Origin of the sequence: Leptospira limi (genome assembly GCF_026151395.1) — a bacterium.
Taxonomy (GTDB): domain Bacteria; phylum Spirochaetota; class Leptospiria; order Leptospirales; family Leptospiraceae; genus Leptospira_A; species Leptospira_A limi.
In genome coordinates, this window is record NZ_JAMQPV010000001.1 from 2,647,896 (window position 1) to 2,673,604 (window position 25,709).

General features: G+C 42.2%; 32 protein-coding genes and 2 tRNA genes. 3 read left to right on the plus strand and 31 right to left on the minus strand.

The genetic code is table 11. The annotated features are described in order from the left end of the window. Positions 1-6: 6 nt before the first annotated feature. The 30 genes from rpsH to ND812_RS12510 all read right to left on the minus strand — a co-directional run bounded on the left by rpsH (position 7) and on the right by ND812_RS12510 (position 22,503). A complete protein-coding gene (rpsH, locus tag ND812_RS12365; protein WP_002973604.1) occupies positions 7-405 on the minus strand; it encodes a 30S ribosomal protein S8 in 399 nt (132 codons plus the stop codon). Between the two features lie 17 nt (positions 406-422). Continuing rightward, positions 423-608, minus strand: a complete 186-nt coding sequence (locus tag ND812_RS12370) for a type Z 30S ribosomal protein S14 (RefSeq protein WP_012476296.1) — start codon at positions 606-608, stop codon at positions 423-425. Between the two features lie 10 nt (positions 609-618). Continuing rightward, positions 619-1,170 (minus strand): 50S ribosomal protein L5, encoded by a 552-nt coding sequence (gene rplE / locus ND812_RS12375; RefSeq protein WP_100721710.1) that lies wholly within the window; start codon positions 1,168-1,170, stop codon positions 619-621. Between the two features lie 2 nt (positions 1,171-1,172). After that, positions 1,173-1,556 carry a 50S ribosomal protein L24 gene (rplX, locus tag ND812_RS12380; protein ID WP_012388931.1) on the minus strand — a complete coding sequence of 128 codons (384 nt, stop codon included), beginning with the start codon at positions 1,554-1,556 and terminating at the stop codon, positions 1,173-1,175. A 1-nt stretch (position 1,557) separates the two neighbouring features. Continuing rightward, positions 1,558-1,950, minus strand: a complete 393-nt coding sequence (gene rplN, locus ND812_RS12385; RefSeq protein WP_002974152.1) for a 50S ribosomal protein L14 — start codon at positions 1,948-1,950, stop codon at positions 1,558-1,560. After that, entirely contained in the window at positions 1,947-2,216 is a 270-nt protein-coding gene (rpsQ, locus tag ND812_RS12390) for a 30S ribosomal protein S17 (RefSeq protein WP_012388932.1), read from the minus strand. Before rpsQ ends, rplN begins: the two co-directional genes overlap by 4 nt. 3 nt (positions 2,217-2,219) lie before the next feature. Then, complete coding sequence (gene rpmC / locus ND812_RS12395; RefSeq protein ID WP_100721558.1) at positions 2,220-2,492, minus strand: 50S ribosomal protein L29; 273 nt, start codon at positions 2,490-2,492, stop codon at positions 2,220-2,222. Beyond that, positions 2,489-2,902 (minus strand): 50S ribosomal protein L16, encoded by a 414-nt coding sequence (rplP, locus tag ND812_RS12400; RefSeq protein ID WP_012388934.1) that lies wholly within the window; start codon positions 2,900-2,902, stop codon positions 2,489-2,491. Before rplP ends, rpmC begins: the two co-directional genes overlap by 4 nt. A gap of 22 nt (positions 2,903-2,924) precedes the next feature. After that, positions 2,925-3,602 carry a 30S ribosomal protein S3 gene (gene rpsC / locus ND812_RS12405; RefSeq protein WP_100721560.1) on the minus strand — a complete coding sequence of 226 codons (678 nt, stop codon included), beginning with the start codon at positions 3,600-3,602 and terminating at the stop codon, positions 2,925-2,927. Between the two features lie 3 nt (positions 3,603-3,605). Beyond that, positions 3,606-3,956, minus strand: coding sequence for a 50S ribosomal protein L22 (gene rplV, locus ND812_RS12410; RefSeq protein ID WP_100721562.1), 351 nt, complete (start codon positions 3,954-3,956; stop codon positions 3,606-3,608). 8 nt (positions 3,957-3,964) lie between these two features. After that, entirely contained in the window at positions 3,965-4,243 is a 279-nt protein-coding gene (gene rpsS, locus ND812_RS12415; RefSeq protein WP_100743125.1) for a 30S ribosomal protein S19, read from the minus strand. Positions 4,244-4,256: 13 nt separating this feature from the next. Next, on the minus strand, positions 4,257-5,093 hold the full coding sequence (gene rplB, locus ND812_RS12420) for a 50S ribosomal protein L2 (protein ID WP_015677973.1): 837 nt from the start codon (positions 5,091-5,093) through the stop codon (positions 4,257-4,259). 2 nt (positions 5,094-5,095) lie between these two features. Continuing rightward, on the minus strand, positions 5,096-5,401 hold the full coding sequence (locus tag ND812_RS12425) for a 50S ribosomal protein L23 (RefSeq protein ID WP_002973792.1): 306 nt from the start codon (positions 5,399-5,401) through the stop codon (positions 5,096-5,098). 4 nt (positions 5,402-5,405) lie between these two features. After that, positions 5,406-6,041, minus strand: a complete 636-nt coding sequence (gene rplD / locus ND812_RS12430; RefSeq protein WP_100727889.1) for a 50S ribosomal protein L4 — start codon at positions 6,039-6,041, stop codon at positions 5,406-5,408. Positions 6,042-6,052: 11 nt separating this feature from the next. Beyond that, the gene (rplC, locus tag ND812_RS12435) at positions 6,053-6,676 is read right to left on the minus strand and encodes a 50S ribosomal protein L3 (protein ID WP_265375690.1); all 624 of its coding nucleotides are present in this window, start codon (positions 6,674-6,676) and stop codon (positions 6,053-6,055) included. 11 nt (positions 6,677-6,687) lie between these two features. Continuing rightward, positions 6,688-6,996 carry a 30S ribosomal protein S10 gene (gene rpsJ / locus ND812_RS12440; protein ID WP_002974412.1) on the minus strand — a complete coding sequence of 103 codons (309 nt, stop codon included), beginning with the start codon at positions 6,994-6,996 and terminating at the stop codon, positions 6,688-6,690. 5 nt (positions 6,997-7,001) lie between these two features. Next, positions 7,002-8,207, minus strand: coding sequence for an elongation factor Tu (gene tuf, locus ND812_RS12445; protein WP_108958618.1), 1,206 nt, complete (start codon positions 8,205-8,207; stop codon positions 7,002-7,004). A gap of 49 nt (positions 8,208-8,256) precedes the next feature. Further along, complete coding sequence (locus ND812_RS12450) at positions 8,257-10,197, minus strand: elongation factor G-like protein (protein ID WP_265375691.1); 1,941 nt, start codon at positions 10,195-10,197, stop codon at positions 8,257-8,259. A gap of 79 nt (positions 10,198-10,276) precedes the next feature. Beyond that, positions 10,277-10,750: a 30S ribosomal protein S7 gene (rpsG, locus tag ND812_RS12455; RefSeq protein ID WP_015678186.1), complete on the minus strand. Its 474-nt coding sequence runs from the start codon at positions 10,748-10,750 to the stop codon at positions 10,277-10,279. Positions 10,751-10,764: 14 nt separating this feature from the next. Next, complete coding sequence (gene rpsL, locus ND812_RS12460) at positions 10,765-11,139, minus strand: 30S ribosomal protein S12 (protein WP_004783543.1); 375 nt, start codon at positions 11,137-11,139, stop codon at positions 10,765-10,767. A gap of 146 nt (positions 11,140-11,285) precedes the next feature. Continuing rightward, positions 11,286-15,587 (minus strand): DNA-directed RNA polymerase subunit beta', encoded by a 4,302-nt coding sequence (gene rpoC / locus ND812_RS12465; RefSeq protein ID WP_265375692.1) that lies wholly within the window; start codon positions 15,585-15,587, stop codon positions 11,286-11,288. Between the two features lie 14 nt (positions 15,588-15,601). Further along, positions 15,602-19,288: a DNA-directed RNA polymerase subunit beta gene (gene rpoB / locus ND812_RS12470; protein ID WP_265375693.1), complete on the minus strand. Its 3,687-nt coding sequence runs from the start codon at positions 19,286-19,288 to the stop codon at positions 15,602-15,604. 125 nt (positions 19,289-19,413) lie between these two features. Further along, positions 19,414-19,797, minus strand: a complete 384-nt coding sequence (gene rplL, locus ND812_RS12475; protein WP_012388946.1) for a 50S ribosomal protein L7/L12 — start codon at positions 19,795-19,797, stop codon at positions 19,414-19,416. A gap of 35 nt (positions 19,798-19,832) precedes the next feature. After that, complete coding sequence (gene rplJ / locus ND812_RS12480) at positions 19,833-20,366, minus strand: 50S ribosomal protein L10 (protein ID WP_265375694.1); 534 nt, start codon at positions 20,364-20,366, stop codon at positions 19,833-19,835. Between the two features lie 12 nt (positions 20,367-20,378). After that, positions 20,379-21,071 (minus strand): 50S ribosomal protein L1, encoded by a 693-nt coding sequence (gene rplA, locus ND812_RS12485; protein WP_100721691.1) that lies wholly within the window; start codon positions 21,069-21,071, stop codon positions 20,379-20,381. A 25-nt stretch (positions 21,072-21,096) separates the two neighbouring features. After that, positions 21,097-21,522 carry a 50S ribosomal protein L11 gene (gene rplK, locus ND812_RS12490; protein WP_100721689.1) on the minus strand — a complete coding sequence of 142 codons (426 nt, stop codon included), beginning with the start codon at positions 21,520-21,522 and terminating at the stop codon, positions 21,097-21,099. Between the two features lie 39 nt (positions 21,523-21,561). Next, entirely contained in the window at positions 21,562-22,116 is a 555-nt protein-coding gene (gene nusG, locus ND812_RS12495) for a transcription termination/antitermination protein NusG (protein ID WP_004783847.1), read from the minus strand. Between the two features lie 8 nt (positions 22,117-22,124). Beyond that, entirely contained in the window at positions 22,125-22,313 is a 189-nt protein-coding gene (gene secE / locus ND812_RS12500) for a preprotein translocase subunit SecE (protein ID WP_002973751.1), read from the minus strand. A 39-nt stretch (positions 22,314-22,352) separates the two neighbouring features. Further along, positions 22,353-22,426: transfer RNA gene (locus ND812_RS12505), tRNA-Trp, on the minus strand. 5 nt (positions 22,427-22,431) lie between these two features. Next, a tRNA-Thr gene (locus ND812_RS12510) sits at positions 22,432-22,503 on the minus strand. A gap of 213 nt (positions 22,504-22,716) precedes the next feature. Between ND812_RS12510 and ND812_RS12515 the strand changes: the two genes are divergently transcribed. The 3 genes from ND812_RS12515 to ND812_RS12525 all read left to right on the plus strand — a co-directional run bounded on the left by ND812_RS12515 (position 22,717) and on the right by ND812_RS12525 (position 24,697). Continuing rightward, complete coding sequence (locus ND812_RS12515) at positions 22,717-23,409, plus strand: histidine kinase (RefSeq protein WP_265375695.1); 693 nt, start codon at positions 22,717-22,719, stop codon at positions 23,407-23,409. A 72-nt stretch (positions 23,410-23,481) separates the two neighbouring features. Then, a complete protein-coding gene (locus tag ND812_RS12520) occupies positions 23,482-24,249 on the plus strand; it encodes an SDR family NAD(P)-dependent oxidoreductase (RefSeq protein WP_265375696.1) in 768 nt (255 codons plus the stop codon). A gap of 148 nt (positions 24,250-24,397) precedes the next feature. Next, positions 24,398-24,697, plus strand: a complete 300-nt coding sequence (locus ND812_RS12525) for an ArsR/SmtB family transcription factor (protein WP_012388953.1) — start codon at positions 24,398-24,400, stop codon at positions 24,695-24,697. Positions 24,698-24,700: 3 nt separating this feature from the next. On the opposite strand, the gene rfaD is transcribed toward ND812_RS12525, so the two are convergent. After that, positions 24,701-25,672, minus strand: a complete 972-nt coding sequence (rfaD, locus tag ND812_RS12530) for an ADP-glyceromanno-heptose 6-epimerase (RefSeq protein WP_265375697.1) — start codon at positions 25,670-25,672, stop codon at positions 24,701-24,703. Positions 25,673-25,709 lie beyond the last annotated feature (37 nt).

Below are 25,709 nucleotides of genomic sequence, written 5' to 3' on the forward strand. Positions count from 1 at the left end.
CGTTCTCTAGAATACCTTACAGAGAACTTCCCCTCCTACTCTGAGTTTGCGAGCGCGTTTTCCCGTCATCACACCTTTCGAAGTCGAAAGGATGAGTGTTCCGATGTTATTTCGGAAAGGACGGATTTCACCAGACTGGATATATACCCGACGTCCTGGTGTGGAAACACGTTCAATCATACGGATCACAGGTTTTTTCTCTGTGTCGTATTTCAATTTTACTTGGAAGTCATCAAAACTTCCATTTTTTACAGTTTGGACATCATCTACAAAACCTTCTTCTTTGAGAAGATCTAGGATGGACTTTTTGATTTTGCTACCAGGAATCACACAAAGCTCATGTTTAGCTTGTTGTGCGTTTCTAATTCTTGTTAGCATATCTGCGATTGGATCTGAAAGACTCATATCTTACCTTAACCTAATTACCAGGAGGACTTTTTCACACCGGGGATCTGAGCCTTGCTAGCAAGGTCCCGGAAGCAAAGACGACACATATCAAAGCGGCGCAAATAAGCGCGTGATCGACCACAAAGAGGGCAACGATTGTACTCTCTCACTTTGAATTTTTGCTCTTTGGCGTGGCGTTCCATCATTGATTTTTTCGCCATGAGTAATCTCCTACTTACCTGCCGCTCGGTAAGGCATACCGAAGGCTTGGAATAATTCGAACGCTTCTTTGTCCACTTCCGTGTTCGTTACGAAAGTGATATTGATTCCATAGATCGTATTGATTTTATCAAATTGGATCTCTGGGAAAATGATCTGTTCTCTAACAGAAAGGTTGTAATTCCCTCTGCCATCAAATCCCTTCGGGCTAACACCACGAAAGTCACGAACCCTTGGAAGGGCAACGTTGATGAAACGATCAAGGAACTCATACATATGATGTCCACGTAGAGTCACTTTGCAACCGAGAACCATCCCTTCTCTCACTTTGAAACCCGCTATGGATTTTTTAGCGAAAGTTTTCACAGGTCTTTGTCCAGTGATTTGGCCAATTTCCACAAGGCATGCTTCCATTGCTTTAGGGTTGGTATGAGCTTCGCCCATCCCTACGTTGATTACGATTTTTTCTAATTTCGGAACACGCATCACACTTTGAAAGCCGAGTGACTTTTGGAGTGTAGGACGAATTTCCTTTTCGTATTTTGATTTAAGCCTAGGTACCATATCTATACTTCTTTCCCTTCAGGTCGAGTCACTCGTACGGATTTACCATCCTTCTTAGCAAAGCCCAAGCGTACAGCCTTAATTTTCTTCTTTGGCTTCGCTTTGTTCTCAGCTTTTGCGTCGTGAAACATCACATTGGAAATATGGATTGGGAATTCGATCTCAATCGCGCCACCACCAGGGTTTTCTTGGGTTGGGCGAACGAATCTTTTTCTTTTGTTCACACCTTCGATGTAAACACGGTCTTTGCGTTTATCAACAGCAAGTACCTTCCCTTTTTTTCCTTTTTCTTTTCCAGAAATCACAAGAACTTCATCGTCCTTTTTGATTTTTGTTTTTTTGAATTTAGTAGGCTCGGAACCTCTATATGCTAACTTAGTCGCCATTTTAGAGAACCTCCGGAGCTAGAGATATAATTTTCATGTATTTTTTATCACGTAGTTCACGAGCAACAGGTCCGAAGATCCTTGTTCCTTTTGGATTCCCTTTATCATCGATAATGGCAACCGCGTTGTCATCAAAACGGATGTAAGTTCCGTCTGGACGACGAACTTCTTTTTTCGTTCTTACGACAACGGCTCTTTGAACCGCTTTGTTATGCACTTTTTTACCTTGCCCGTCACGAAGTCCGTATGCAGGTTGTGCTTCTTTCACAGCGACGATGATTTCGTCACCAAGCGTTGCGTAGCGTTTTTTGGAACCGCCAAGCACTTTAACGCACATGACTTTTTTCACACCCGAGTTATCGGCTACTTGTAAAATAGTTTCTTGTTGGATCATACTAATTTCGCCTTCTCAATTACCTTTACAAGTTTATGGTGTTTCTGTTTAGAAAGTGGTCTTGTTTCCACAGCGATGACTCGATCACCAACTTGACACTCGTTCTTCTCATCGTGAATTTTCACACGAGAAGTTCTGGTCATAATTTTCTTAAACCGTGGGTGCACTTTTCTAGTGATGATTTCGATCACTACGGTTTTGTCCATAGCATCACTCACAACTACACCTTGAATGGTTAAAGATTTTTTAGAGTTTTTATCTTCCATAACCTACTTCTTCTTACCTTTGCTTGTTTTAGCGACTTTTGGAGCCGAACCAGCTTTCGGTGCGATTTGTTTGAGTTTACCTTTTGCAGCTAGTTCCTTCTCACGAAGGACAGTTAACGCTTGGGCAATTCTCTTCTTATGATTGCGGATAACTTTGGGGTTCTCAAGTGATCTTGTAACACCAAATTGGAATCTTGCTTTTCTTACTTCTTCGGAAGAGGAAAGAATTTCTTTCTTCAAATCTTCTGGAGAAAGTGATTTGAAATCGTCTTTCATAGAACGTTCCTCTTAACAAATGAAGTTTCAACTGGCAGTTTAAATGCTGCTAGGTGGAGTGCTTTTCTTGCTGTTTCTTCATCAACACCAGCCATTTCAAAAAGAACTCGTCCTGGTCGGATTTCAGCAATCCAGAACTCAGGGTTACCTTTACCTTTACCCATACGAGTTTCGGCAGGTTTTTTAGTGATTGGTAAATGAGGAAAGATCCTGATCCATAATTTCCCACCTCGTTTTACTTGGCGGTTGATAGTGATCCTTGCTGCCTCAATTTGTCGCGCAGTGATACGACCGGAGGAAATGGCTTTTAAACCAAACTCTCCGAACGCAACGTAAGAACCTCTTTCGTCCTTACCTTTTAAGCGCCCTCTTTGGCGTTTTCTAAATTTTACTCGTTTAGGTGCTAACATGATGGTTTCTCTTTAGTACTTCTTAACTCGTTCTACGTTTTACAGCGTATTTATCTTCATCGGATTCTTCCTTCGTTGGGAAGTAATCACCTGTATAAGTCCATACTTTCACACCGATTTGTCCGAAAGTCGTAAGAGCTTCTTTGAATCCAAAATCAATTTTGGCACGAAGAGTATGAAGTGGAACTCGTCCTTCCATATACTTTTCTGTTCTTGCCATGTCCGCCCCATTGAGACGTCCAGAAATTTGGATTTTTACACCTTCCACTCCACCGCGCATCGCACGACGAAGTTCCGCTTTCATCACTCGACGGAAAGGCATCCTTTGTTCGATTTGAAGGGCAACCGTTTCAGCAATCGCTTGTGCGATGATTTCTGGTTTTTTCACTTCGATGATGTTCATCCCGATCGGTTTATCAGCGTATTTTTTTAGCTCTTGTTTCACCGCTTCGATGTTTTGGCCTTTTTGACCAATCACCATACCTGGTTTAGAAGTATGGAGGTTCACGTTGATTTTCTCAGGGAATCTTTCGATTACGATTTTCACAACGGATGCGTTTTTGAATTTCTTCTGAAGGAATCTACGGATCTTGATATCTTCGTGAAGATTTTTGATGTAATCTTGTTTGGAAAACCAAACCGAATCCCAGTTACGTGTGATTCCGATTCGTAGTCCGATTGGATTTACTTTCTGACCCATAAATTAGCTAACCTTCTTTTCGATTTCAGATACAACAACAGTGATGTGGCTTAGGCGTTTACGGATCCGAGAAGCACGTCCACGTGCTCTTGGGCGGAAACGTTTCATGATTGGGCCGTCATCCACATAGATTTTTTTAACATAAAGTGAGCTTGGATCCAAACTTTCATTCATCTGAATGGCATTTGCCACTGCAGAGTTTAGAAGGTTAATGATCATTGAACTTGCCGATTTGTTTGTAAATCGCAAGATATCTATCGCTTCTTTGTAATCGTATCCACGAACTTCATCAGCAACCAGGCGAGCTTTTCTGGCAGAAATTCTGAGGTGTTTTCCTACTGCTTTTGCTTCCATCACTCTACCTATTTCTTCGCTACTTTTTTGTCTCCACCATGACCTTTGAAGGTTCTAGTGGGAGCAAATTCACCGAGTTTGTGTCCAATCATGTTTTCATTCACATAAACAGGAACAAACGCTTTGCCATTATGAATCATGACTGTATGACCAATCATATCTGGATAAATGGTACTTCTTCTGGACCAAGACTTGAAGGGAGTTTTTTTCCCTTCAGAGTTAAGGCTCGTAATTTTTTTCATGAGGTGGTCGTCGATGAACGGACCTTTTTTTAAGCTTCTAGCCATGAGTATCTAGATCCTACCTATTCCTGTTTTTCTTACGTCTTTGGACAATAAAACGATCAGACGGTCTAGTCTTACGTGTTTTAAATCCTTTCGTAGGTTTACCCCAAGGAGTCACTGGGTGACGACCTCCGGAAGTTCTACCTTCACCACCGCCGAGTGGGTGGTCCACAGGGTTCATTACGACCCCTCTTACCTTCGGTCTTTTTCCTAACCAACGGTTACGACCGGCTTTTCCTATGATCACTAAGTTGTGGTCTTTGTTGGAAAGTTCTCCAACAGTCGCCAAACACTCTTTACGTACTTTTCGGATTTCCGAAGAAGGAAGTTTGAGTGAAACGTAGTCACCGTCTTTTGCAGAGATCACAGCAAAGGAACCTGCTGTTCTTGCAATCTGACCACCTTTTCCGATATGGAGTTCGATGTTGTGAACGTTCGTTCCTGCAGGGATTTTATCCAATGGAAGTGTATTTCCAAGTTTAATCTCTGCGTTTGGACCAGACTCAATTTTATCTCCAACTTTAAGACCGTTTGGAGCTAAAATGTATCGGTATTCCCCATCTGCATAACAGACAAGAGCAATGAATGACGAACGGTTTGGATCGTATTCAATTGTTTTTACTGTTGCAGGGATTCCAAATTTATTACGTTTAAAATCGATGATACGAAACTTTCTTTTGTTACGTCCACCTTTGCGTCTAACAGCAATACGTCCCTTATTGTCACGGCCAGCCTTATAAGAAAAATTGGCAGTGAGAGGTTTATAAGGAACCACTTCTGTGATTTCTTTGAAATCTAATACCGAATAATACCGGCTAGACTGTGTTGTGGGTTTAAGTTTTCTAATTCCCATAATTAAACCTTAGCAAAATCCAAATTTGCTCCGTCAGCGAAGGTCACTACAGCTTTTTTGTAGTGAGGTCTTGGGGACGGCATGTTTCTAAAACGTTTCATTTTACCACGGTAAACGGCTACGTTTACTGCAGTTGGAACAACGTTATACATTTGTTTCAGGGCTTGTTTGATCAAAGTTTTGTTCGCATCCGGGTGGACTTTGAACGTATACTTGACAGTTCTTTTTCCCATACGTTCTCCAATTGTTTGCAGGTCTTGCGACTTTTCTGTAACAACTGGTGATAAGATTACATTCTCTAGGTTCACTGTCTTATCCTTTCTTAGAATACTGAGCCTGAAGCTCTTTTAAAGCGCTTTCAGAGATTACTAAATTGTTATTATAGAGGATGTCTCGGCAAACGACACGTTTGCTGTTCACATATTTGAGGTTCTCTATATTGCGAGTGGATCTTTTTAGGAATTGGTTTTCACCAGCTACTACAAATCCCACGTTACCCTTCTCTGCAATGTCCATGTTCTTCAAAATGTTGTAGATGGACTTTGTGGAGTAAGAAGAAGGTTCTACGTCTTCTATGATCGCGATTCTGTTTTCTTCTGCCTTTTTGTTAAGGATGGAGAGAACAGCTTTCTTCTTAACGCTGCGTGACAAGTTAGAGGAATAATCTCTTGGTTTTGGTCCATGAATGATACCACCACCAACGAAATGAGGAGCTCTGATGGATCCTTGTCTTGCACGACCAGTTCCTTTTTGAGCCCAAGGTTTGATTCCCCCACCGCGAACTTCGGAACGATCTTTAGTCGAATGTGTTCCTTGTCTATTGTTCGCATTTTCAGCTTTAACCGCATCATAGATGGCTCCAAGCGAAATGCCGGTAGCAAATAATTCTGCCGGAAGTTCAACTTCGCTTACGAATACGCCTTCTTTATTGTATTTACGCGCTTTCATGTTCTACCTATCTATCCGATTTTTTCTATCGTAACGATACCACGTTCCCTTCCTGGAACCGGACCGGATACAAATACTAAGTTAGCATCTGCATCAATTTTTACTACTTTCAGGTTTCGAACAGTTGTCTGTTCAGAACCCATTCTTCCACCCATCTTCAAACCCTTGAACACACGTCCAGGAGTTGTGTTCGATCCAATCGAACCAGGGTGTCTTTGGAAACGAGAACCGTGCCCAGCAGGACCACCAGCAAAACCATGGCGTTTTACAACACCTTGTGTTCCCTTCCCTTTAGAAGTTCCGGTAACCTTTACTGTATCATTCAAAGCAAAAACATCAGCGAGTTTCACTTCTGAACCCACTGCAACTTCTTCAAATCCTTTGAATTCAACCAAAGTTTTTTTAGGAGTAGCGATATTCGCTTTTTTGATATGTCCAGCTTCGGCCTTTGTTAAGTGTTTTTCTTTGGCATCACCAAATGCTAATTGAACAGCTTCGTAGCCATCATTCGCAGCAGTTTTTACCTGGGACACAAAACAAGGACCCACGCGTAAAACAGTAACAGTTACCATCTTACCGTCGTTATTGAATATGTGGGCCATGCCCAATTTTTCGCCGATTAAACCTTTAGCCATGGATCCTATCCTTAGGATTTAATATCTACGGAAACTCCAGCAGGGAGTTGAAGCTTCATCAGGGCTTCTACCGTATCTTCATTCGTATTTAAAATATCGATGAGTCTCTTATGAGTTCTCATTTCAAATTGTTCTCTAGCTTTTTTATTCACGTGCGGAGAACGTAATACCGTGTAGATTTCTTTTTTCGTTGGAAGTGGGATAGGACCGGAGACAGTAGCTCCAGTCCTTTTCGCAGTTGCAACGATTTCAAAGGTTGATTGGTCAATCAACCGATGATCGAAAGCTTTTAACTTAACGCGAATTCTTTGTCCAGCCATTGCGATTACTCAACGATCTCCGCAACAACACCAGAACCAATCGTTCTTCCACCCTCACGGATAGCGAACTTCAAACCTTGGTCCATAGCAATTGGGTGGATAAGTTCGATTGACATCGTAACGTTATCACCTGGCATAACCATCTCCATTCCACCAGGAAGGTTACAAACACCAGTAATGTCTGTAGTTCTGAAGTAGAATTGTGGGCGATAGTTATTAAAGAATGGAGTGTGACGTCCACCTTCGTCTTTTGTAAGGACGTAAACTTCTGCTTTAAATTTTCTGTGTGGAGTGATTGTACCCGGTTTCGCGAGAACTTGACCTCTTTCGATGTCTTCTTTTTTCGTTCCGCGAAGAAGAGCACCAATGTTGTCCCCTGCTTCTGCTTGGTCGAGTAGTTTACGGAACATCTCAATACCAGTAACAACTGATTTAGATGTATCACGAATACCAACGATCTCGATCTCATCGTTGATCTTAAGAACTCCTTGCTCAACACGACCTGTTGCAACAGTTCCACGACCAGTGATAGAGAATACGTCCTCTACTGGCATTAGGAAAGGTTTATCAACAACACGTGTAGGGTTTGGAACGTAAGTATCAACTGCTTCCATCAATTTCAAAATGGATTTCATACCTAGGTCAGAATCTTCACCTTCTAGAGCTTTTAATGCAGATCCGGAAATGAAAGGTGTTTTATCACCAGGGAAGTTGTATTTGTTAAGAAGGTCTTTGATTTCCTCTTTAACCATCTCAATCATGTCTTCTCTTTCGTCAGCAGCTAACATGTCTGCTTTATTAAGATAAACAACGATGTAAGGAACACCAACTTGGCGAGCAAGAAGGATGTGTTCTTTGGTTTGAGGCATAGCACCGTCAGTTGCAGAAACTACGAGAATCGCAGCATCCATCTGAGCAGCACCAGTAATCATGTTTTTAACATAGTCCGCGTGACCTGGACAATCTACGTGTGCATAGTGACGGTTAGGAGTTTCATATTCCTGGTGAGACGTTGCAATAGTAATCCCACGAGCCTTTTCTTCTGGCGCGTTGTCGATTTGGTCGTAAGCAATCGCTTTGTTTTTTCCACCAACTAACTTAGCAAGCGTCGTTGTGATTGCTGCTGTTAGCGTAGTTTTACCGTGGTCAACGTGACCAATTGTTCCGATGTTTAAGTGTGGTTTTGAACGGTCAAATTTTTCTTTAGCCATTGTTAGAATCTACTCCTCAATCGTGGTGCAAGACCCGATATTCGGTTCTTTACTCCTTTAGAACTGCATAAAATTCAGAGGTAAAAGCAGTCCTTTCCCAAGAAATGCCAATCCCTTTGGTCATGTTTCTAAGAGCCCCTGAAAAGCCAAGCAGGTTTTCTGCCGATGCATTGGCTTTTAAGTGACTCTTCCCTGCCACAGCCTCATAGGTGGATACCACCTTTGCGTTCCTGCGACTTAGATCAGAAAGAACTACACCCAAATGGTTTGCGTCTACCATCACTTCGATCTCAGTGAGGGGACCAACCAAATATGTGTTTGACGGAAAACATTCCTTCACTCCTGCAAGTATTGCTACTTTGAGTAATGTGAGAGTGGTTTGTAAATCCCCCGGAGGCATCTCATAAGAGAGGACTCTTAGTCTCAGGCCACAAACTTCCTCACCGTAAAACCCGTGTAAGCAGGCTTCTATAAAGGACGTTTCTATCGAATGTTTTACTTCTTCCGGAAGACTTACCTCGAAGGCAATTTGCTTCGAAAAATCGGCAGTATCTTCCAGGACTGCGATGAGCGCGCCGCTTGACTTTTGGTCTTCAAAGGCACGATGCTCTAGGGCAACCTTATGAGACATTTTTTTAAAAAGCTCTAATTTGGCAATGTTTATCGAACTAAAAGAGAGTTTTTTTTCAGTTTTCTCGGAAATCCTTCGGATTCCAATCTCTAAATGGAGTTCCCCTCTCCCAAAAAGGACAATTTGTCCTGTTTCTTCTTTCAGTTCCAGCTGGTAACCGGGATCTTCCCAAATGAGTTCCTGTAAGCGACATAACCAAAATTCCTTTTCCGCACTATTTTCTGGTTCTAACACCACAGAAAACGGACTCAGTTCCGAGGTTGTGGGTTTGGAACTAATTGCACTGGTAACACTCGCAAGGTAGACAACGGGATTCCCCGGTTCCATTTGGAAATGTTCATTTTCCCGAACGAGTATAAGCTTTCCTTTGGTAAGGGAACCTACTCCTTCAAACGTTTCTGCTGATAAAAAAGAAAGGGAGAGGTTGGTATCATAACCAAACGGAATGGTTTTTTCGCGTTTGGCTGGGTCCAGTGTTTCCTTTGAGAAAAGAAGGACTTCCATCACCTTCGCGACTGGTAATGAAATCGTTGGGCAAATGACCGCATAACGACCGATCTGTGGGTCTGTCCTTCTTGAGAGAACAAGGAGTGGAGAATGAGAAATTGGTTCAATTTCTTTGGGATTTGTCCACATAACTAGATCCAGAAGTTCACGAACCCCTTCACCGGTTTTGGCAGAACCACCATACACTGGGTAAAGTTTCCCTTCCCCTGTCCCCTTTTGTAGGGAAAGTTTTGGTAATTCTGATGTTTCGTTTTCTTCCTTCCAGAACGTTAACAGTGATTCTTCATCACATGCGAGTAATTCTTCTTTCGTGGTTTTGGAAAATACTCTTTCGTTTTGCAAGTAGTATTCCCAACCATTGGCTCCTTTTTGGAATAAGGAAACGGGAGGTATTTGTAATATCTCTTCCAAAGAAACTAGTGTATCGAGGTAGTCTTCTGCAAACCTGTCCAATTTGTTGATGAAAAATACAATTGGGATCTTTGCCTTTCGTAACTCTTCAATCACTAACCTTGCTTGGGATTGTACAACGGAACCTGCTTCTAAAATGACAATGGCAGATTCCATTGCGGGAAGAAGGTCCGTCACTTGGTTTCGAAAGTCTATATGACCAGGTGTGTCGATGAGTTGGATTTCAAAGGTTCCGAAACTTGTTGTCCAAGGTACCACATGGAACGTAGTACGAATGGAAATCCCTCTTTCGATTTCTTCTTGGAGTTGGTCTGACTCGGTGTTCCCATCTTCTATGGTTCCAACCGCGGAAATTTTACCCGCTTCGAATAAGATTCGTTCGGTGAGGGTAGTTTTCCCAGAATCGATATGAGCAAAAATGCCAACTGTGCGGTAGATCATGGTTTATGGGATGAGTGCGAAAATAAAAAAGCCAGGTATCAAACCTGGCTTATCAATGTTTGGAATCGAATAAAAGGGATTACCAGCGGTAATGAGAGAATGCCTTGTTGGCATCTGCCATTTTTCTGATGTCTTCTTTTTTCTTGATCGCAGATCCTGTGCCTTTTTGGGCTTCCATGAATTCTGCTGCCAATTTGTTTTTCATAGATTTTTCGTTTCTGCCACGGCTATATTTGATTAGCCATCTAATTCCAAGTGCAAGACGTCTTTCTGGACGAACTTCAATTGGTACTTGGTAAGTGACACCACCCACTCTGCGGGATTTTACTTCCACTTGTGGTTTTGCATTTTCCAATGCTTCTTGGAAAACAGCAAAAGGATCTTGTCCTGTTTTTTTCGCAATGACTTCTAATGCATCGTAGAACACAGCTTCAGCGACACTTTTTTTACCATCTACCATTAGGCAGTTGATAAACTTTGAAATCACTTTGTCGTTGTATTTTGGATCGCCTTCGATGTGGCGCGGTTCAACTTTTCCTCTTCTTCTAGACATATACCTTTCTCCGATTACGCTTTAGGACGCTTCGCGCCGTATTTAGAACGTCCTTTGCGACGTTTGTCCACACCGAGTGTATCCAGTGTACCACGAATGATATGATAACGAACCCCTGGTAAATCTTTTACCCTTCCCCCACGGATAAGAACCACGTTGTGTTCTTGGAGGTTATGGCCTTCGCCTGGGATATAAGCAGTAACTTCAATTCCTGTTGTCAAACGAACCCTTGCTACTTTACGAAGAGCCGAGTTAGGTTTTTTAGGAGTGAAAGTCATCACTCTTGTGCAAACTCCACGTCTTTGTGGGCATGCCTTTAGAGCGGGAGATTTAGTTCTTTTCTTTTGGTCTTCTCTTCCAATGCGGATGAGCTGGTTAATTGTAGGCATTCGATTCCTTCTTCTACTTCTCTATTTAAAAAAATAATGACGTTTTCGTCCAAAATTCCAGATAGGGACATTTTGTAAACGAAAACATGATTTTTGTCCCTAGAAACCATCCAAATTGGATGATTTCTAAAAGAATTCTTTAGTGACTAATCGTCATCGTCCTCATCATCTGAGTCGTCCGCTTCTTCTTCTAATTCATCCTCGTCTTCATCTTCTTCTGCCACAAGTCTTGAAAGAGTAGCAGTCGAAACTGGAGCTGATTCTGAAAGTTCAGAAACTTCTTCTTCCTCATCTTCTGATTCCAAGTCCCAATCCAAATCCCCAGGCATTTCTTTGAAAACTTCAATGTCACGGTATTTTTTCATACCTGTTCCCGCAGGGATCATGTGACCAATGATTACGTTTTCTTTCAGACCCATAAGGTTATCTGTTTTTCCTTTGATCGCTGCATCTGTCAGAACCTTAGTGGTTTCTTGGAAGGATGCTGCTGAGAAATAAGACTCAGTATTAAGAGATGCTTTGGTAAGACCAAGAAGAACTGGAGTTCCTTGTGCAGGAGATCCACCCTCTTGTTCCACTCGGTCGTTTTCTTCATCAAAGAGAAATTTATCCACTTGTTGTTGGTTTACGAACGATGTGTCCCCACTATCAGTGATGATCACCTTACGAAGCATGGAACGAACCACAACTTCAATGTGTTTATCATTGATATGAACTCCTTGTAAACGATATACCTCTTGCACTTCGGACACTAGGTATTCATGAAGGGCACTTGGTCCTTTGATCGCAAGGATATCATGTGGATCAAAGTTTCCTTCGTCCAACTGGTCTCCTCGTTTCACAAAGTCACCTTGGCGCACACGAATTTGTTTTCCAACAGGGATTGCTACTTTTACTTTTTCTTGTTCTGCCGTTTCTGGAATGATGTAGAGAATTCGTTTTTCTTTTACGATTTCTCCTTTGTCTTCAATCTTTCCGTCAATTTCAGCAAGTGTGCAGGCGTCTTTTGGACGACGTGCTTCGAAAAGTTCATCTACCCTTGGAAGACCACCCGTGATATCACGTGTTTTTTCAGCAACCGATGGGATTTTGAAAATGATATCCCCTTCTCTTACTTTGTCTCCATTTTGGAATTGGAGGAGTGCATCTACTGGAACGGAATAACTATCAGATCCAACAATTACTTTTGGAACGAGACGGTCTTTCTTCTGTTCTACGACTTTTAAAATGATATTGGATGTCTTAGGGTCTACGTCACGACGAACGTTTTTACCAATTTCCAAATCTTCCCATTGAATCGTTCCAGCCGTTTCCGAAACAGCCACTTCGTTAAAAGGGTCAAACTCAGCGAGAGCTCTGTTTTCATCAACGATTTGACCTTCTTCTACTTTTAAGATAGTACCGATTTTGACTGGAATGACAATGTCATCCCCTAGAATACGAAGTGTAGTTCCGACTAGGGAAACAACACCTGCTTGGTCAGAAGTGATTCGTTGTTCCGTGGATTCACCCACTTGTGTTGCGAACACTTCCCCTTTTTCTAGACGTTGTCCATCCACGATTCGAACACTGGATAAAGACTCCGTGTTGAACTCTTGGATGAGTCGGTTTACGATGATGGTTCCGCGACGAGCAAAAACTTTTGCAGAGTTTGCGTTCGTCACAAGACGACCGTTAATTGATTTTACGATCGAACGATAAGGAACTTTATGTTCTCTTTCGGAAATGGTTGCAGATGCTGCACCACCCACGTGGAAGGTTCTCATCGTAAGCTGTGTTCCTGGTTGCCCGATGGACTGAGCCGCAATGGTTCCCACTGCTTCACCAATCTCAGCAGGCACAAGGCGAGCCATGTCCATACCATAACATTTTGTACAAATTCCATGTCGGGAACGGCAAGTGAGTGGCGATCTTACTTTGATTTTATCGTAACCAAGGTTTTCAATCTGTTGGCCAAGAGCTCTTGTGATGAGAGTATCTTTTGGAAATACTACTTTTTCCGTCACAGGGTCTACTAGGTCTTCAGCTGTGTAACGGCCGAACACTCTGTCCGCAAGAGAAACAATTACGTTTTCCCCTTCTTTTACGATTCCGAGAGTGATGTTTGCTTTAGTTCCGCAATCATCTTCGGATACGATCACGTCCTGTGAGATGTCTACTAGACGACGAGTGAGATAACCCGCATCCGCTGTTTTTAAGGCAGTATCCGCAAGACCCTTTCTCGCACCATGTGTGGAGATAAAAAATTCTAATACCCCAAGACCTTCACGGAAGTTCGAACGAATCGCAAGTTCGATGATTTCCCCAGATGGTTTCGCCATAAGGCCCCGCATCCCAGCAAGCTGACGGATCTGTTGTTTTGATCCGCGAGCACCAGAGGCTGCCATGACGTAAACAGGGTTAAATCCCGCTTGGTCTTTTTCGAGTTCCTTGAACATCCCTTCTGTAATGCGGTCATTGGTTTTGGTCCAAATCTCGATTACTTTTTTACGACGTTCTTCGTTTGTGATGATACCTTTACGGTACTCCATATCTGCTTTTTCAACTTCTTTGTTGGCATCATTCACGAGACCTTCTTTTTGAGGAGAAACTCGGATATCATCAATGGAGATTGTTGGAGCAAATACAGTCGCGTAACGGTAACCAAGACGTTTGATTTCATCAAGCATCACAACTGTGATCCCTGGTCCAAACTTCTCATATACGTCTGCAATGATTTTGTTTGTTTCTTTATCACCGAGGGTTCTGTTGATATAAACATACCCTTTTGGCATCACTTGGTTGAAGATAAGTCGACCAGGTGTAGTTTCGATGATTTTCCCTTCGTGTAAAACGGAGATTTTAGAGCGAATTTCAACTGTTTTTGTTTCAATCGCATACATCACTTCTTCCAGACCCGTGAAGAATTTACCTTCACCTTTTGCGTCTTTCACTTCAGAAGTGAGATAATAAATCCCAAGAACGATATCTTGAGTTGGTCCACAAATTGGTTGTCCATTCGCTGGGTTTAAGATGTTATGCGGTGATAACATGAGCATCCAAGTTTCAAGCTGTGCTTTTGGCGCGAGTGGAACGTGGATGGCCATTTGGTCCCCGTCGAAGTCGGCGTTAAACGCGTGACATACGAGTGGGTGGAGTTTGATTGCTTTTCCTTCTACAAGGACTGGTAAAAATGCTTGGATTCCAAGTCTGTGAAGTGTTGGAGCACGGTTGAGTAGAACCGGGTGTTCTTTCACCACGGTTTCCAATACATCAAAAACTTCTTTGTCTTCCGCTTCGATTTTTTTCTTCGCAGATTTGATGTTTGGTGCTAGTTCCAAATCCACTAGGCGTTTCATAATGAACGGTTTGAAAAGTTCCAAAGCCATTTTTTTAGGAAGACCCATTTGGTGGTATTTGAGTTCTGGACCAACAACAATTACGGAACGACCAGAGTAATCCACCCGTTTTCCGAGTAAGTTTTGGCGGAACCGACCTTGTTTTCCTTTGAGCATATCGGAGATAGATTTTAAAGGTCTGTTTCCTTTTCCTTTGACAGTTCGTTTACGACGGCTGTTATCAAAAAGAGCATCTACTGCTTCTTGTAACATACGTTTTTCGTTGCGAACGATGATCTCAGGAGCTTTGAGGGCAAGAAGACGTTTCAATCGATTGTTACGGTTGATCACACGGCGATACAAATCGTTGAGGTCGGAAGTGGCAAAACGTCCCCCCTCTAATTGCACCATCGGGCGAAGTTCTGGTGGGATAACCGGAACTACATCCAGAACCATCCATTCAGGACGGTTACCCGAATCACGGAATGCTTCCAAAACTTCGAGGCGTTTGAAAATACGTTTGTCGGAGATTTTGTTTTTGTCTTGGATCTTTTGGCGGATCACACGAGCTTCTGCGTCCACATCAATGCGTGCGAGAAGTTCTTTGATTGCGTCCCCACCAATACCTGCGATAAACTTATCACCGTATTCATCTAAATAATTGTGGTATTCATCTTCATCGATGAGTTCCCCTCTGTTCCTTCCAGAATCAGCTGGGTCAATGATCACATACTTCTCAAAGTATAGAACACTTTTGAGTTGGTTGATCGTCATATCAAGTAGAAGACCCATACGTGATGGAACGGATCTGTAGTACCAGATATGCGAAACTGGGGCCGCTAGTTCAATATGCCCCATTCTCTCACGACGCACTTTGGAGTGAGTTACTTCAACTCCACATTTGTCGCAAACCACACCCTTATAACGGATGGATTTGAATTTACCGCAGTAACATTCCCAATCCTTTGTGGTTCCAAAGATTTTTTCGCAGAAAAGACCATCTCGTTCCGGTTTTAGGGTACGGTAGTTAATCGTTTCAGGTTTTTTGACTTCCCCAAACGACCACTCTTTGATCCGCTCGGGTGATGCCAAACGGATCGTAATCGATTCAAAACTATTGTAATTTCTCATACTTTTTCCCTTCCCTAAACGTTTTCAATGGTCTCGAATTTGATTTTCTTTTTGTTTTTCGAGAATTCATCTTCGTAATCAGAGATATCCACTTCCAATCCTTCGGAGTCTTTGATGATGATATCGAGTGCTAGACCTCGGAGTTCCTGTACAAGAACGTTGAAGGACTCTGGGATACCCGGTTTAATCGAGTGAATTCCTTTGACAATCGCTTCGTAAATTCTTGCACGACCTAACATATCATCTGACTTAATGGTGAGTAACTCTTGTAAGGTGTGTGATGCACCATACGCTTCTAGAGCCCAAACTTCCATCTCTCCTAACCTTTGTCCCCCGAACTGCGCCTTACCACCGAGTGGTTGTTGCGTTACGAGTGAGTAAGGTCCAGTAGACCTTGCATGGATTTTGTCATCCACCAAGTGAGCCAGTTTTAACATGTAAATGTATCCGCAGAAAACTTGGTTGATGAATTTTTCACCTGTTCTTCCGTCGAATAACTGAAATTTGCTGTTTCCTGGTAAACCTGCTTTTTGGCAGAATTCGTGAACATCACCTTCTGACGCTCCATCAAAAACTGGGGTTTCAAAATTGATCCCTAGTTTTTTAGCAGCAAAACCAAGTTGAGTTTCAAAAATCTGACCGAGGTTCATACGTGAAGGAACACCGAGAGGGTTTAGAACGATATCAACTGGAGTTCCGTCTTCCATGTATGGCATATCTTCTTGTGCCATCACACGTGCAACTACCCCTTTGTTTCCGTGTCTACCCGCCATCTTATCACCCACTAGGAGTTTACGTTTACGAGCCACATACACTTTCACCATTTCTTCCACGCCAGCAGCGAGTTCATCGCCAGTTTCACGGGAATAACGTTTGATATCGATCACAGTTCCTTCGAAACCGTTTGGCATACGAAGAGAGGAATCTCTTACTTCTTTTGCCTTTTCTCCAAAGATGGAGTGTAATAATTTATATTCTGGAGTGAGGTCAGTTTCCCCTTTAGGAGTCACCATACCAACAAGGATGTCACCAGGTTTTACTTCAGCACCCACACGAATCACACCTGATTCATCCAAATCTCGGAACGCTTTGTCCGAAAGGTTTGGAATGTCACGAGTGATTTGTTCTTGTCCGAGTTTGGTTTCCCGAGCTTGGATTTCAAATTCTTCAATGTGAATGGAAGAGAAAACATCGTCTTTGATGATTCGTTCAGAGATCAGAATCGCATCCTCAAAGTTGTAACCTTCCCAAGGCATAAATGCCACAAGAACGTTTCTTCCCAGTGCCAAATAACCTGCGTCAGTGGAAGGACCATTCGCAAGGACAGTTCCTTTTTGGAGGATTTGTCCGAACTCACCGTATTTTTCCCCTTTGATGATCTGGCCGGCAACAGGAGCTCCAATTCCGATATCTTGTCCTTCTTTGACAACAGCATGGAATTGTACTTCTTCCGATAATACCAATTCGTGGATTTCCTTTTCACCGTTCGGAGTTGTAACTTCGATCCGTTCTTTGGAAACCTTATTCACCTTACCACCAGTTGTGGTATGGAGCATGGACACGTTTGGTTTTTGGTTAAAACATGTACCTTGGTTGGTTTTTTTGAATTTAATGAGTGGATAGTGCACAATCTCTTTGGATTGGTCTTCTTTCACCCAAACACCTGTTGCATCCACTTTGGAAACCACACCGTCTTTTTTCGCAACAATACAAACCCCAGCGTCATACGCTGCACGAGCTTCCATACCAGTTCCCACAAAAGGAGCTTCTTCCGTGAGAAGTGGCACTGCTTGGCGTTGCATGTTCGAACCCATGAGAGCGCGGTTTGCATCATCATGTTCGAGGAATGGAATGAGAGCTGTTGATACAGACACAACTTGTAGTGGAGCAAGGTCCATATACTGGATCTCAGATGGGCTACGGAAAGGGAAGTCTCCTCTATGACGAGTGGAAATGAGTTTGGAAGTAAATTCTCCCTTCTCATCCACAGTCGAGTTCGACTGCGCCATATAGTGGTATTCTTCTTTGTCAGCAGTGAGATACTCTACTTGTTTTTGGACCTTTCCATTCTTGACAAGGCGGTATGGAGTTTCAATGAACCCATAATCGTTTACCCTTGCAAAACTAGACATGGAAAGAATGAGACCAATGTTTGGACCTTCCGGTGTTTCAATTGGGCACATACGGCCATAGTGAGAATAATGAACGTCACGGACTTCGAAACCTGCTCTATCACGAGAAAGACCACCAGGTCCAAGAGCGTTTAACCTACGTTTGTGAGTTAGTTCCGCTAGTGGGTTCGTTTGATCCATAAACTGAGAAAGTTGCGAAGATCCAAAAAACTCATTGATCACAGCTGTGATTGGTTTGATGGAAATGAGAAGTTGCGGAGTTTGTTGTTCCGGTTCTTGTACGGTCATTCTTTCTTTGATGACACGTTCTACACGAGAGAATCCAAGTTTCAATTGGTTTGCAATGAGCTCACCAACAGAACGAATCCTTCTGTTTCCTAAGTGGTCAATATCATCTGGGTAGTAGTTCTCTGCCTCAGACATTAACATCACAAGGTAACGAACCGTTTCAATGATGTCTTGTTTTCTTAAAACTCGGTCATCAGCTTTTGAGAATTCTTTCGGATTGTTGAATTCAAATTTGCTATTGATTTTATAACGACCTACTACACCCAAATCAAATGTTTTAGGAGAGAAAAAGAGTCGTTTGAGTTCTGCTTCCGCGTTTTCAATCGTAGAAGGTTCACCCGGACGCATAATGGTGTGAAATTTTTTCACCGCATCTTCGTAGTCATTGACTCCGTCTTTTTCAAGGCAGTTGATGAGAACAGGATTGTCTTTTCCTTTTGGAAATTCAATGACATCCACATCTTTTACCTTCATTTCACGAAGGATGGAGATATTATCCTCATTGATTTTGGAACCAGCATCGAGCATTACCTCGCCTGTTTCCATGTTAATGATATCAGCAATGGTTCGTCGGCCGATCAGACGTTTGAGGTCTTTTGGATTGGCACCAGCAATTTTCATCTTGCTTGAACCGTAGAACAAACGTAATACTTCTTCGTTTGTTCCCATTCCCATAGCTTTTACAAGTAAAGTAGCAGGGAATTTTTTCTTACGGTCGATTTTGGCAACAAGGATACCTTTGTTGTCCATCTCAAATTCCAACCAAGAACCTCGGTATGGAATGACTCGCGCCGAGAATGTATCTCGCACTTGGTCATAAGAAAAGAAAATACCAGGAGATCTGTGTAACTGGCTTACCACTACTCTTTCCGCACCGTTGATGATGAAAGTACCGTGGTCTGTCATCACAGGAAGGTCACCCATATAGACAACTTGTTCGCGGATTTCACCGGTGTCCTTGATGATGAGTCGAATGACTGCTTTTAGTGGAACCGCATAAGAAGAATCAGTGTCCTTACATTCTTGAGGATCACGTTTTGGTTCTCCTAACACATAATGGCCATATTCCATGACCATATCGTTGTTTGGTGATTCGATTGGAAAAGATTCGCGAAAAACTGCTTCCAACCCTTGGTTTAAACGTTTGGTCGGATCTTTCACTTCCGACTGGAGAAACCAATCAAAGGATTTTTTCTGTACGTAGATAAGATTAGGAAGTAAATTGAGGTCGGTAATTTTACCGAAATTTACCCGGTTTCTAATTTGCATTCGGGTATGCATGGAATACTCTCCCTAGAGACGTCAAAATAATAGATGGTATGATAAACGAAAAAATAGAGGTGGGGACGCCTACGGCCTCCCTGCCTCTAAGTTTTTGAAGACTGGGTTTAAAAATTGGCAACCGATTAACCGGCAGCAGCAACTTCTACTTGAGCCCCAACACCTTCGAGTTTTTTCTTAATATCAGCAGCTTCATCTTTAGAAACCCCTTCTTTCACTGATTTTCCACCAGCCTCTACAAGAGTTTTCGCATCTGCTAATCCAAGACCAGTGATTTCGCGAACGAGTTTAATAACGTCGATCTTTTTGTCACCGTGTGCTTTCAAGATAACATTGAAAGTTGCTGGTTCTTCAGCAGCAGCAGCGCCACCACCTGCACCCGCAACAGCCGCTACCGCAACCGGTGCAGCAGCAGAAATCCCGAATTTCTCCTCCATCTTTTTCACTAGGTCAGCAGCCTGAACTAATGTAAGACTTCCAATTTGTTCTAATAGCGCGTCAACAGACATCTATATTCTCCTTATCCTACTAATCACTATGATTACTAATTGCCGTTTTTCTCGGCTACAGCATTGATGGCGCGTGCCAATGATGCCATGATTTGATTGATTCCAGAAGCAATTTGTGTTGCAGGAGCATTGATCCCACGAGCAACTTGCGCAAGAAGTTCTTGTTTGGACGGAAGTCCAGCAATCGCCTCTACTCCAGACTTACCCAAAACCTCACCGTCCATATAGCCGGTTCTGATTTCAAGTTCCTTCTTATCTTTTGCAAAGTCCTTACAAACTTTCGCTACTGCTGGAAGTGCATCCAGAGAGAAAATCGCTGCAAGTGGTCCTTTGTAAACATCCCCAAAATCGATGGAGTTGTTTTTATGTTCAGAAGACTCTTTTAATGCACGGAGAAAAAGGTTGTTTTTGATTACCTTCATCTCCGATCCTTCTTTGCGAAGTTTCGCACGAAGGTTAGACATATCTTCAACAGTTAAACCGCTGTAAGATGCTAAAATAAAGTTAGGTCGTTTTTCCAAACGACTCTTAAGTTCTGATACTGCTTCAATTTTAGATGGATTTGCCATTGTTCTTACTCGTTATATGTTCGCGTTTACTAGTTCTTTTACATCGACTTTTACGCCGATTCCCATAGTCGCTGCTACAGAGAAAGACTTGAGGTAATCTCCCTTCGCATCGGAAGGTTTGTCTTTCATAAGTGCTGCAACAACAGCATTGATGTTATCAGAAAGTTTATCATCAGAGAAGGAACATTTTCCTACCCCTAAGTGAACCACTCCCCCTTTATCAGGACGGTATTCAATACGACCCGCTTTGAGTTCTTTCACTGCTTTTGTAACATCAGTAGTGACAGTTCCTGCCTTTGGTTTAGGCATAAGGCCTTTACGACCAAGAACTGGACCAAGTTTACCAACTTCCTTCATCATATCAGGAGTTGCCACACAAGCATCAAAATCAGTCCAACCACCAGAAACTTTTTCAATCAGGTCCATATCGCCAACAAAATCAGCACCAGCTTCTCTTGCTTCGTTTTGTTTGTCTCCTTTGCAGAAAACCAAAACCTTAATTGTTTTTCCAGTTCCATGTGGAAGAGAAATTGTCCCTCTTACGTTTTGAAGAGATTTATAATTGATTTTAGTAGAGATCTCTAAAGTCCCGTCGAACTTTGAGTAACTGGTCGCTTTCGCTAAACCGACTGCCTCACCAAGGGTATAAGCCTTTGTGCGATCGACTTTCTCTTTGAGTTGGATGTATTTTTTGCCGCGTTTCATGACTTCGGTTCCCGTTTCCTAATGATTACTCGACGTTAACACCCATGGAACGGCAAGTTCCAGCAATGATTTTCACTGCTGCATCTAAGTCGTTCGCATTGAGGTCTTCCATCTTCGTTTTTGCAATTTCTTCTAGTTGTGCGCGTTTGATCGTTCCTACTTTCACTGTGTGAGGAGTAGCAGATCCACCTGGAATCCCAAGTGCCTTCATGACAAGAAGAGCAGCTGGAGGTGATTTAGTGACGAATGTAAAACTTCTGTCGGAATAAACAGTGATCACCACCGGGAGTTTGAGTCCCATTTGGTTTTTTGATCTTTCATTAAACTGTTTACAAAATTCCATGATATTGAGTCCGGCCTGACCAAGTGCAGGTCCTACCGGAGGAGCTGGGTTTGCTTTCCCTGCTTCTACTTGGAGTTTAATTTGTTTTACTACTTTCTTTGCAGCCATCTCGTTTCAAGTTCCTTACTAAAAGTCAATCTATCAGTTCTATTGTTCCGATTTTACTTGGAGGTAATCCAACTCCACTGGAGTGGATCTTCCAAAAATTTCGACTCGGACACGAAGCCTTCCCTTATCAGGGAAAATTTCATCTACAAGCCCAGTGAAATTGGCAAACGGACCATCTATAATTTTCAATGTCTCGCCCACTTTGAAGAGGAAACGTGGTCGTGATACTTCTTCCGATTCCACACTTCCCACATCACTGAAGAGATTTTTGATCTCATCGAGTGAAAGTGGTTCCGGACCTTTTCCTTTTCCGCCTACAAACGTAGACACAGAAGGTAAGTTCTGGATCTTAAACCGAAGGTCATCGGTCATATTCATCTCAACGAGAACATAACCCGGCATGAGTTTTTTCTTCGTGACCTTCTTTTTGCCGTTTTTCATTTCGGCAACTTCCATTGAAGGAATTTTCACCGAAAAGATCTGGTCTTCCAGCTTTTGTTGTTGGACCATCTTTTCAATGTTAGTTTTCACCTTATTCTCATGACCAGAATAAGTTTGAAGCACATACCATTTTTTATCTAAAGAATCGCCCACTTCCCTACCTATGTTCCTAATGCCCAGAACCACTTTAACAGTTTCAAGAAAACGAAATCCGAAGCTGATAAAAATAAGGAAAAGATAAATACTGTAACTAGGACTACAACGGTAGAACTCACCACTTCTTGGCGCGTAGGCCAATGTACTTTTTCAAGTTCTGCTTTACATTCCTGAATGAAACTCGTAGCTTTCATTGATCCTTGTCCTGTTTCTCTAATTCTATATTCCGTAGTTGGCAGGGCTGGAGAGAATCGAACTCCCACCAAGGACTTTGGAGATCCTAGTTCTACCATTAAACTACAGCCCTAAACAAGCCCTCTACCAGGCTTGAACTGGCGACCCCTTCCTTACCATGGAAGTGCTCTACCACTGAGCTAAGAGGGCAAACGTTTCCCACCCAAGCGCGGGTTTCCAAGCGAGGCTAGGTTTTTTACACTATTTTAAATGAGGCTCATTGGTCAATGGAAAATGAGTTTATTTCCTGGAAATGGTAAAAAAACAGGAAATTTGGTGATTTTCCAGTCTGATTTTAGTTGTGGATTTCCCGGTTCGATAATAGAACCATGTGGGAGACACTCACTGTATAAGGAATGATTCGTGGCGAAACCCTTTGTAGAATTAGAAGCACAAATCCCCGATTTAGTAAAGGCAAAATCGAAAATCGTCGTCCGGTCGTCTCGGATGAATCGCCAGTTGGAACAGTATGTGCTTGGGCTCATCACTCATATCCTAGACGAAGTGGGACAATCCCAATTTGTGGAAATGTTATATACCATTTCTAAAGAACTCACCATCAACGGAATCAAAGCCAACCAAAAACGAGTCTTTTTCGAAGATGAGGGACTCGACATCACAGACGAAGCTGATTATTTCCAAGGGATCAAAGAGTATTCCAAAAAGTTTTCTGAAAAAATGGCAGATGAATATGGGAAACGATGCCTCGCCCGTGGTGTGTATGTGCAAATCAAATTCCACTACTGTTTGGACGGACTCCTTGTGGAAGTGACAAACAACACTCCCGTCATCAAAACGGAAGAAGTTCGTATGAGAGAAAAAATGAAAAAGTCCATGGGGTATAATGACATCGCAGAATTTTACATGGACAATATGGACAATACAGAAGGTGCAGGACTTGGAATTGCCCTCATCATGATCCTTCTTAAAAACGAAGGTGTTGACCCTAACCTATTTCGTATCATCACTCACGAAGACAGAACAGTTGCCAGAGTGGAAATTCCATTTAACGACAATTATGTGTCGTTTCGTAGTGCCGAACTAGCAGAAATATAATTCGTTTTTGACCAAATCATTTCTACTGTAATTGTATCGACCTAGTGTCCGCCCTTTTCGAAACTGGTGGACATGGAATTAAAAGGTGCAAACATTCTCGTCACCGGATCTGCCGGTGGACTAGGAAAGGCAATGGCATACCGTCTCGGTAAGTCGGGTGCCAATATCATTCTCTCAGACATCCAAAAAGACAAGTTGGACGAAACCGTTTCTCTCTTTCAAAAAGAAGGAATCAAAACAACTGGAATCGTTGCCAATGTTGCTAAAGAAGAAGATAGTATCCGACTCATTGAAGAAGCTGCGGCATTTCAAGGAAGCCTTGATGTTGCAATCCTCAATGCAGGGATCTTACGTGATGGCCTACTCATCCGGGTGGATAAAGAAACGGGAAAGGTCAAAGGTAAAATGGGCATCGACCAATGGCAATCAGTCATCGATGTTAATTTAACTGGAGTCTTCTTAACTGGTAGAGAAGCAGCAGCTAAAATGGTAGAACAAAAAAAAGGGGTCATCATCCCTATTGCTTCCATCGCTATGCATGGTAATTCTGGACAAACCAATTACAGTGCAGCAAAAGCTGGAGTTGCAGCCATGACAGTAACTTGGTCAAAAGAACTCGCCAAGTTCGGAATCAGAGTGGCAGGAATTGCTCCTGGATTTATTGGAACTGAGATGGTATTAAAAGACATGAACCCAGAAGCATTGGAAAAATGGAAATCGATTATCCCAGTGGGTAGGCTTGGAGAACCAGATGAAATTGCTTCTACAGCTGAGTTTATCATCACGAATGATCTTGTTACTGGTGTGGTCTTGGAAATCTCCGGAGGAGTACGAATCTAACTTCGATTAATCTTTTTTTGCCTTCTTTTTGTACATAGGAGGCAAAAAAATTTGTGAATCTATTTTGTCATTTTTTTAACAAACGATAAAAATTTCGTAGGTAAATTGAGTATGTTTTCGTCATAAGGATATAACGGAATCCTTACCGATGAAAATAAAAACAGAACTATCGAAACAACAATTGGAACAAGCGATTAAAGGAATTCAAGGGATAGCCCACCCGATTCGCTTACTCATCCTTTATACTTTGGCAAAAGAAGAAAAAACAGTAGGTCAACTAGTGGAATTACTAGGTACGAGTCAGTCGGCCGCCTCACAACACCTAAGCAAAATGAAAAACAATGGAATCTTAGAATCCCGAAAGTCTTCGAACCAAGTGTTCTATCGTTTGAAAGATGCTAAGTTCAAAGATTTAATCCAAACCATTGTAAAAGTGTATAAAAAATAAGCATTACTTCGCTTCTAATGATAAGAGGCGAACGTATTCTTTTATGGAATCCTGGAGGTTTGTAAAACCGAAAGGATATCCTGCCTTTGTTAACTTTTCCATATCAGCGCAGGTGTAATATTGGTATTTGCCTTTTAACGAATCTGGCATTTCCACATATTCAATGTTTATCGGCGCATTCATGGCATTAAATAGAGCAGAAGCCAAGTCATTCCAAGTTTCTGCCTTCCCTCGCCCCACATTGTACAATCCGTATTTTCGTTCACTTAGTAAATAGATGCTAATTTTACTCGCATCCTTTACATACAAAAAATCTCGTTTTTGTTCCCCATCTTTGTATTCGGGTTTGTAGGATTTAAAAAGTTTTAGTTTGCCAGTGTCTCGAATTTGTTCATAGCCTTTGAGAACTAAACTACGCATGTCCCCTTTGTGGGCTTCGCCATATCCAAACACATTAAAATATTTGAGTCCGATGAGTTTGTCTGCAATCTTCGTTTTTTTTGCATACAAATCAAATAGGTGTTTTGAATAACCATACATATTGAGGGGTTTTAAAGTTTCGATCGGGGCTTTGTCATCATACCCGAATTCACCTTCCCCATAAGTTGCCGCACTCGATGCGTATAAAAAAGGGATGTTTTTAGTAATCGCAAACTCAGCTAGTTTTTTCGTATAATGGAAGTTATTCTGAATTAGATACGTTGCATCTTTTTCCGTTGTGGCAGAACACGCACCAAGGTGGTAAATTTCGGAGATCTCAGAAAGTATAGGATGGCCTGTATCCAAAAATCCTTCAAACTGATCCTTTTCATAATACTCTGTAAAAAAATTCCTTTGGAGATTTTTCCATTTATCTGTTGTTCCCAAATGGTCCACAACCAAAATGTCAGTGTTTCCATTATGGTTTAAGTCTTCTATGATTTGTGAGCCAATGAGGCCCGCACCGCCAGTGACTAAAGTCAGTTTTTTTCCCATTTCTCTGATGATTCTTTTTTCCTAAGAGAATCCATCT

Bases quoted from the DNA above. Each gene is read 5' to 3' on its own strand.
- rplD (WP_100727889.1), bottom strand. From the start codon at position 6,041: ATGAAAGCGCGTAAATACAATAAAGAAGGCGTATTCGTAAGCGAAGTT.
- rpsQ (WP_012388932.1), bottom strand. From the start codon at position 2,216: ATGGAAGATAAAAACTCTAAAAAATCTTTAACCATTCAAGGTGTAGTT.
- ND812_RS12520 (WP_265375696.1), top strand. From the start codon at position 23,482: ATGGAATTAAAAGGTGCAAACATTCTCGTCACCGGATCTGCCGGTGGA.
- rplK (WP_100721689.1), bottom strand. From the start codon at position 21,522: ATGGCTGCAAAGAAAGTAGTAAAACAAATTAAACTCCAAGTAGAAGCA.
- secE (WP_002973751.1), bottom strand. From the start codon at position 22,313: ATGAAAGCTACGAGTTTCATTCAGGAATGTAAAGCAGAACTTGAAAAA.
- rplL (WP_012388946.1), bottom strand. From the start codon at position 19,797: ATGTCTGTTGACGCGCTATTAGAACAAATTGGAAGTCTTACATTAGTT.
- rpmC (WP_100721558.1), bottom strand. From the start codon at position 2,492: ATGAAAGACGATTTCAAATCACTTTCTCCAGAAGATTTGAAGAAAGAA.
- rpsS (WP_100743125.1), bottom strand. From the start codon at position 4,243: ATGGCTAGAAGCTTAAAAAAAGGTCCGTTCATCGACGACCACCTCATG.
- rplP (WP_012388934.1), bottom strand. From the start codon at position 2,902: ATGTTAGCACCTAAACGAGTAAAATTTAGAAAACGCCAAAGAGGGCGC.
- rplA (WP_100721691.1), bottom strand. From the start codon at position 21,071: ATGAAACGCGGCAAAAAATACATCCAACTCAAAGAGAAAGTCGATCGC.
- rplE (WP_100721710.1), bottom strand. From the start codon at position 1,170: ATGGTACCTAGGCTTAAATCAAAATACGAAAAGGAAATTCGTCCTACA.
- tuf (WP_108958618.1), bottom strand. From the start codon at position 8,207: ATGGCTAAAGAAAAATTTGACCGTTCAAAACCACACTTAAACATCGGA.
- rpsL (WP_004783543.1), bottom strand. From the start codon at position 11,139: ATGCCTACAATTAACCAGCTCATCCGCATTGGAAGAGAAGACCAAAAG.
- rpoC (WP_265375692.1), bottom strand. From the start codon at position 15,587: ATGAGAAATTACAATAGTTTTGAATCGATTACGATCCGTTTGGCATCA.
- ND812_RS12525 (WP_012388953.1), top strand. From the start codon at position 24,398: ATGAAAATAAAAACAGAACTATCGAAACAACAATTGGAACAAGCGATT.
- rpsC (WP_100721560.1), bottom strand. From the start codon at position 3,602: ATGGGTCAGAAAGTAAATCCAATCGGACTACGAATCGGAATCACACGT.
- ND812_RS12450 (WP_265375691.1), bottom strand. From the start codon at position 10,197: ATGATCTACCGCACAGTTGGCATTTTTGCTCATATCGATTCTGGGAAA.
- rpoB (WP_265375693.1), bottom strand. From the start codon at position 19,288: ATGCATACCCGAATGCAAATTAGAAACCGGGTAAATTTCGGTAAAATT.
- rplN (WP_002974152.1), bottom strand. From the start codon at position 1,950: ATGATCCAACAAGAAACTATTTTACAAGTAGCCGATAACTCGGGTGTG.
- rpsH (WP_002973604.1), bottom strand. From the start codon at position 405: ATGAGTCTTTCAGATCCAATCGCAGATATGCTAACAAGAATTAGAAAC.
- rplC (WP_265375690.1), bottom strand. From the start codon at position 6,676: ATGGCTAAAGGTTTAATCGGCGAAAAATTGGGCATGGCCCACATATTC.
- rplJ (WP_265375694.1), bottom strand. From the start codon at position 20,366: ATGGCAAATCCATCTAAAATTGAAGCAGTATCAGAACTTAAGAGTCGT.
- rplX (WP_012388931.1), bottom strand. From the start codon at position 1,556: ATGGCGACTAAGTTAGCATATAGAGGTTCCGAGCCTACTAAATTCAAA.
- rpsG (WP_015678186.1), bottom strand. From the start codon at position 10,750: ATGTCTAGAAGAAGAGGAAAAGTTGAACCGCGCCACATCGAAGGCGAT.
- rplB (WP_015677973.1), bottom strand. From the start codon at position 5,093: ATGGGAATTAGAAAACTTAAACCCACAACACAGTCTAGCCGGTATTAT.
- rfaD (WP_265375697.1), bottom strand. From the start codon at position 25,672: ATGGGAAAAAAACTGACTTTAGTCACTGGCGGTGCGGGCCTCATTGGC.
- rpsJ (WP_002974412.1), bottom strand. From the start codon at position 6,996: ATGGCTGGACAAAGAATTCGCGTTAAGTTAAAAGCTTTCGATCATCGG.
- ND812_RS12370 (WP_012476296.1), bottom strand. From the start codon at position 608: ATGGCGAAAAAATCAATGATGGAACGCCACGCCAAAGAGCAAAAATTC.
- rplV (WP_100721562.1), bottom strand. From the start codon at position 3,956: ATGGAAGCAAAAGCAGTAGGAAAACACCTCAGAATTTCTGCCAGAAAA.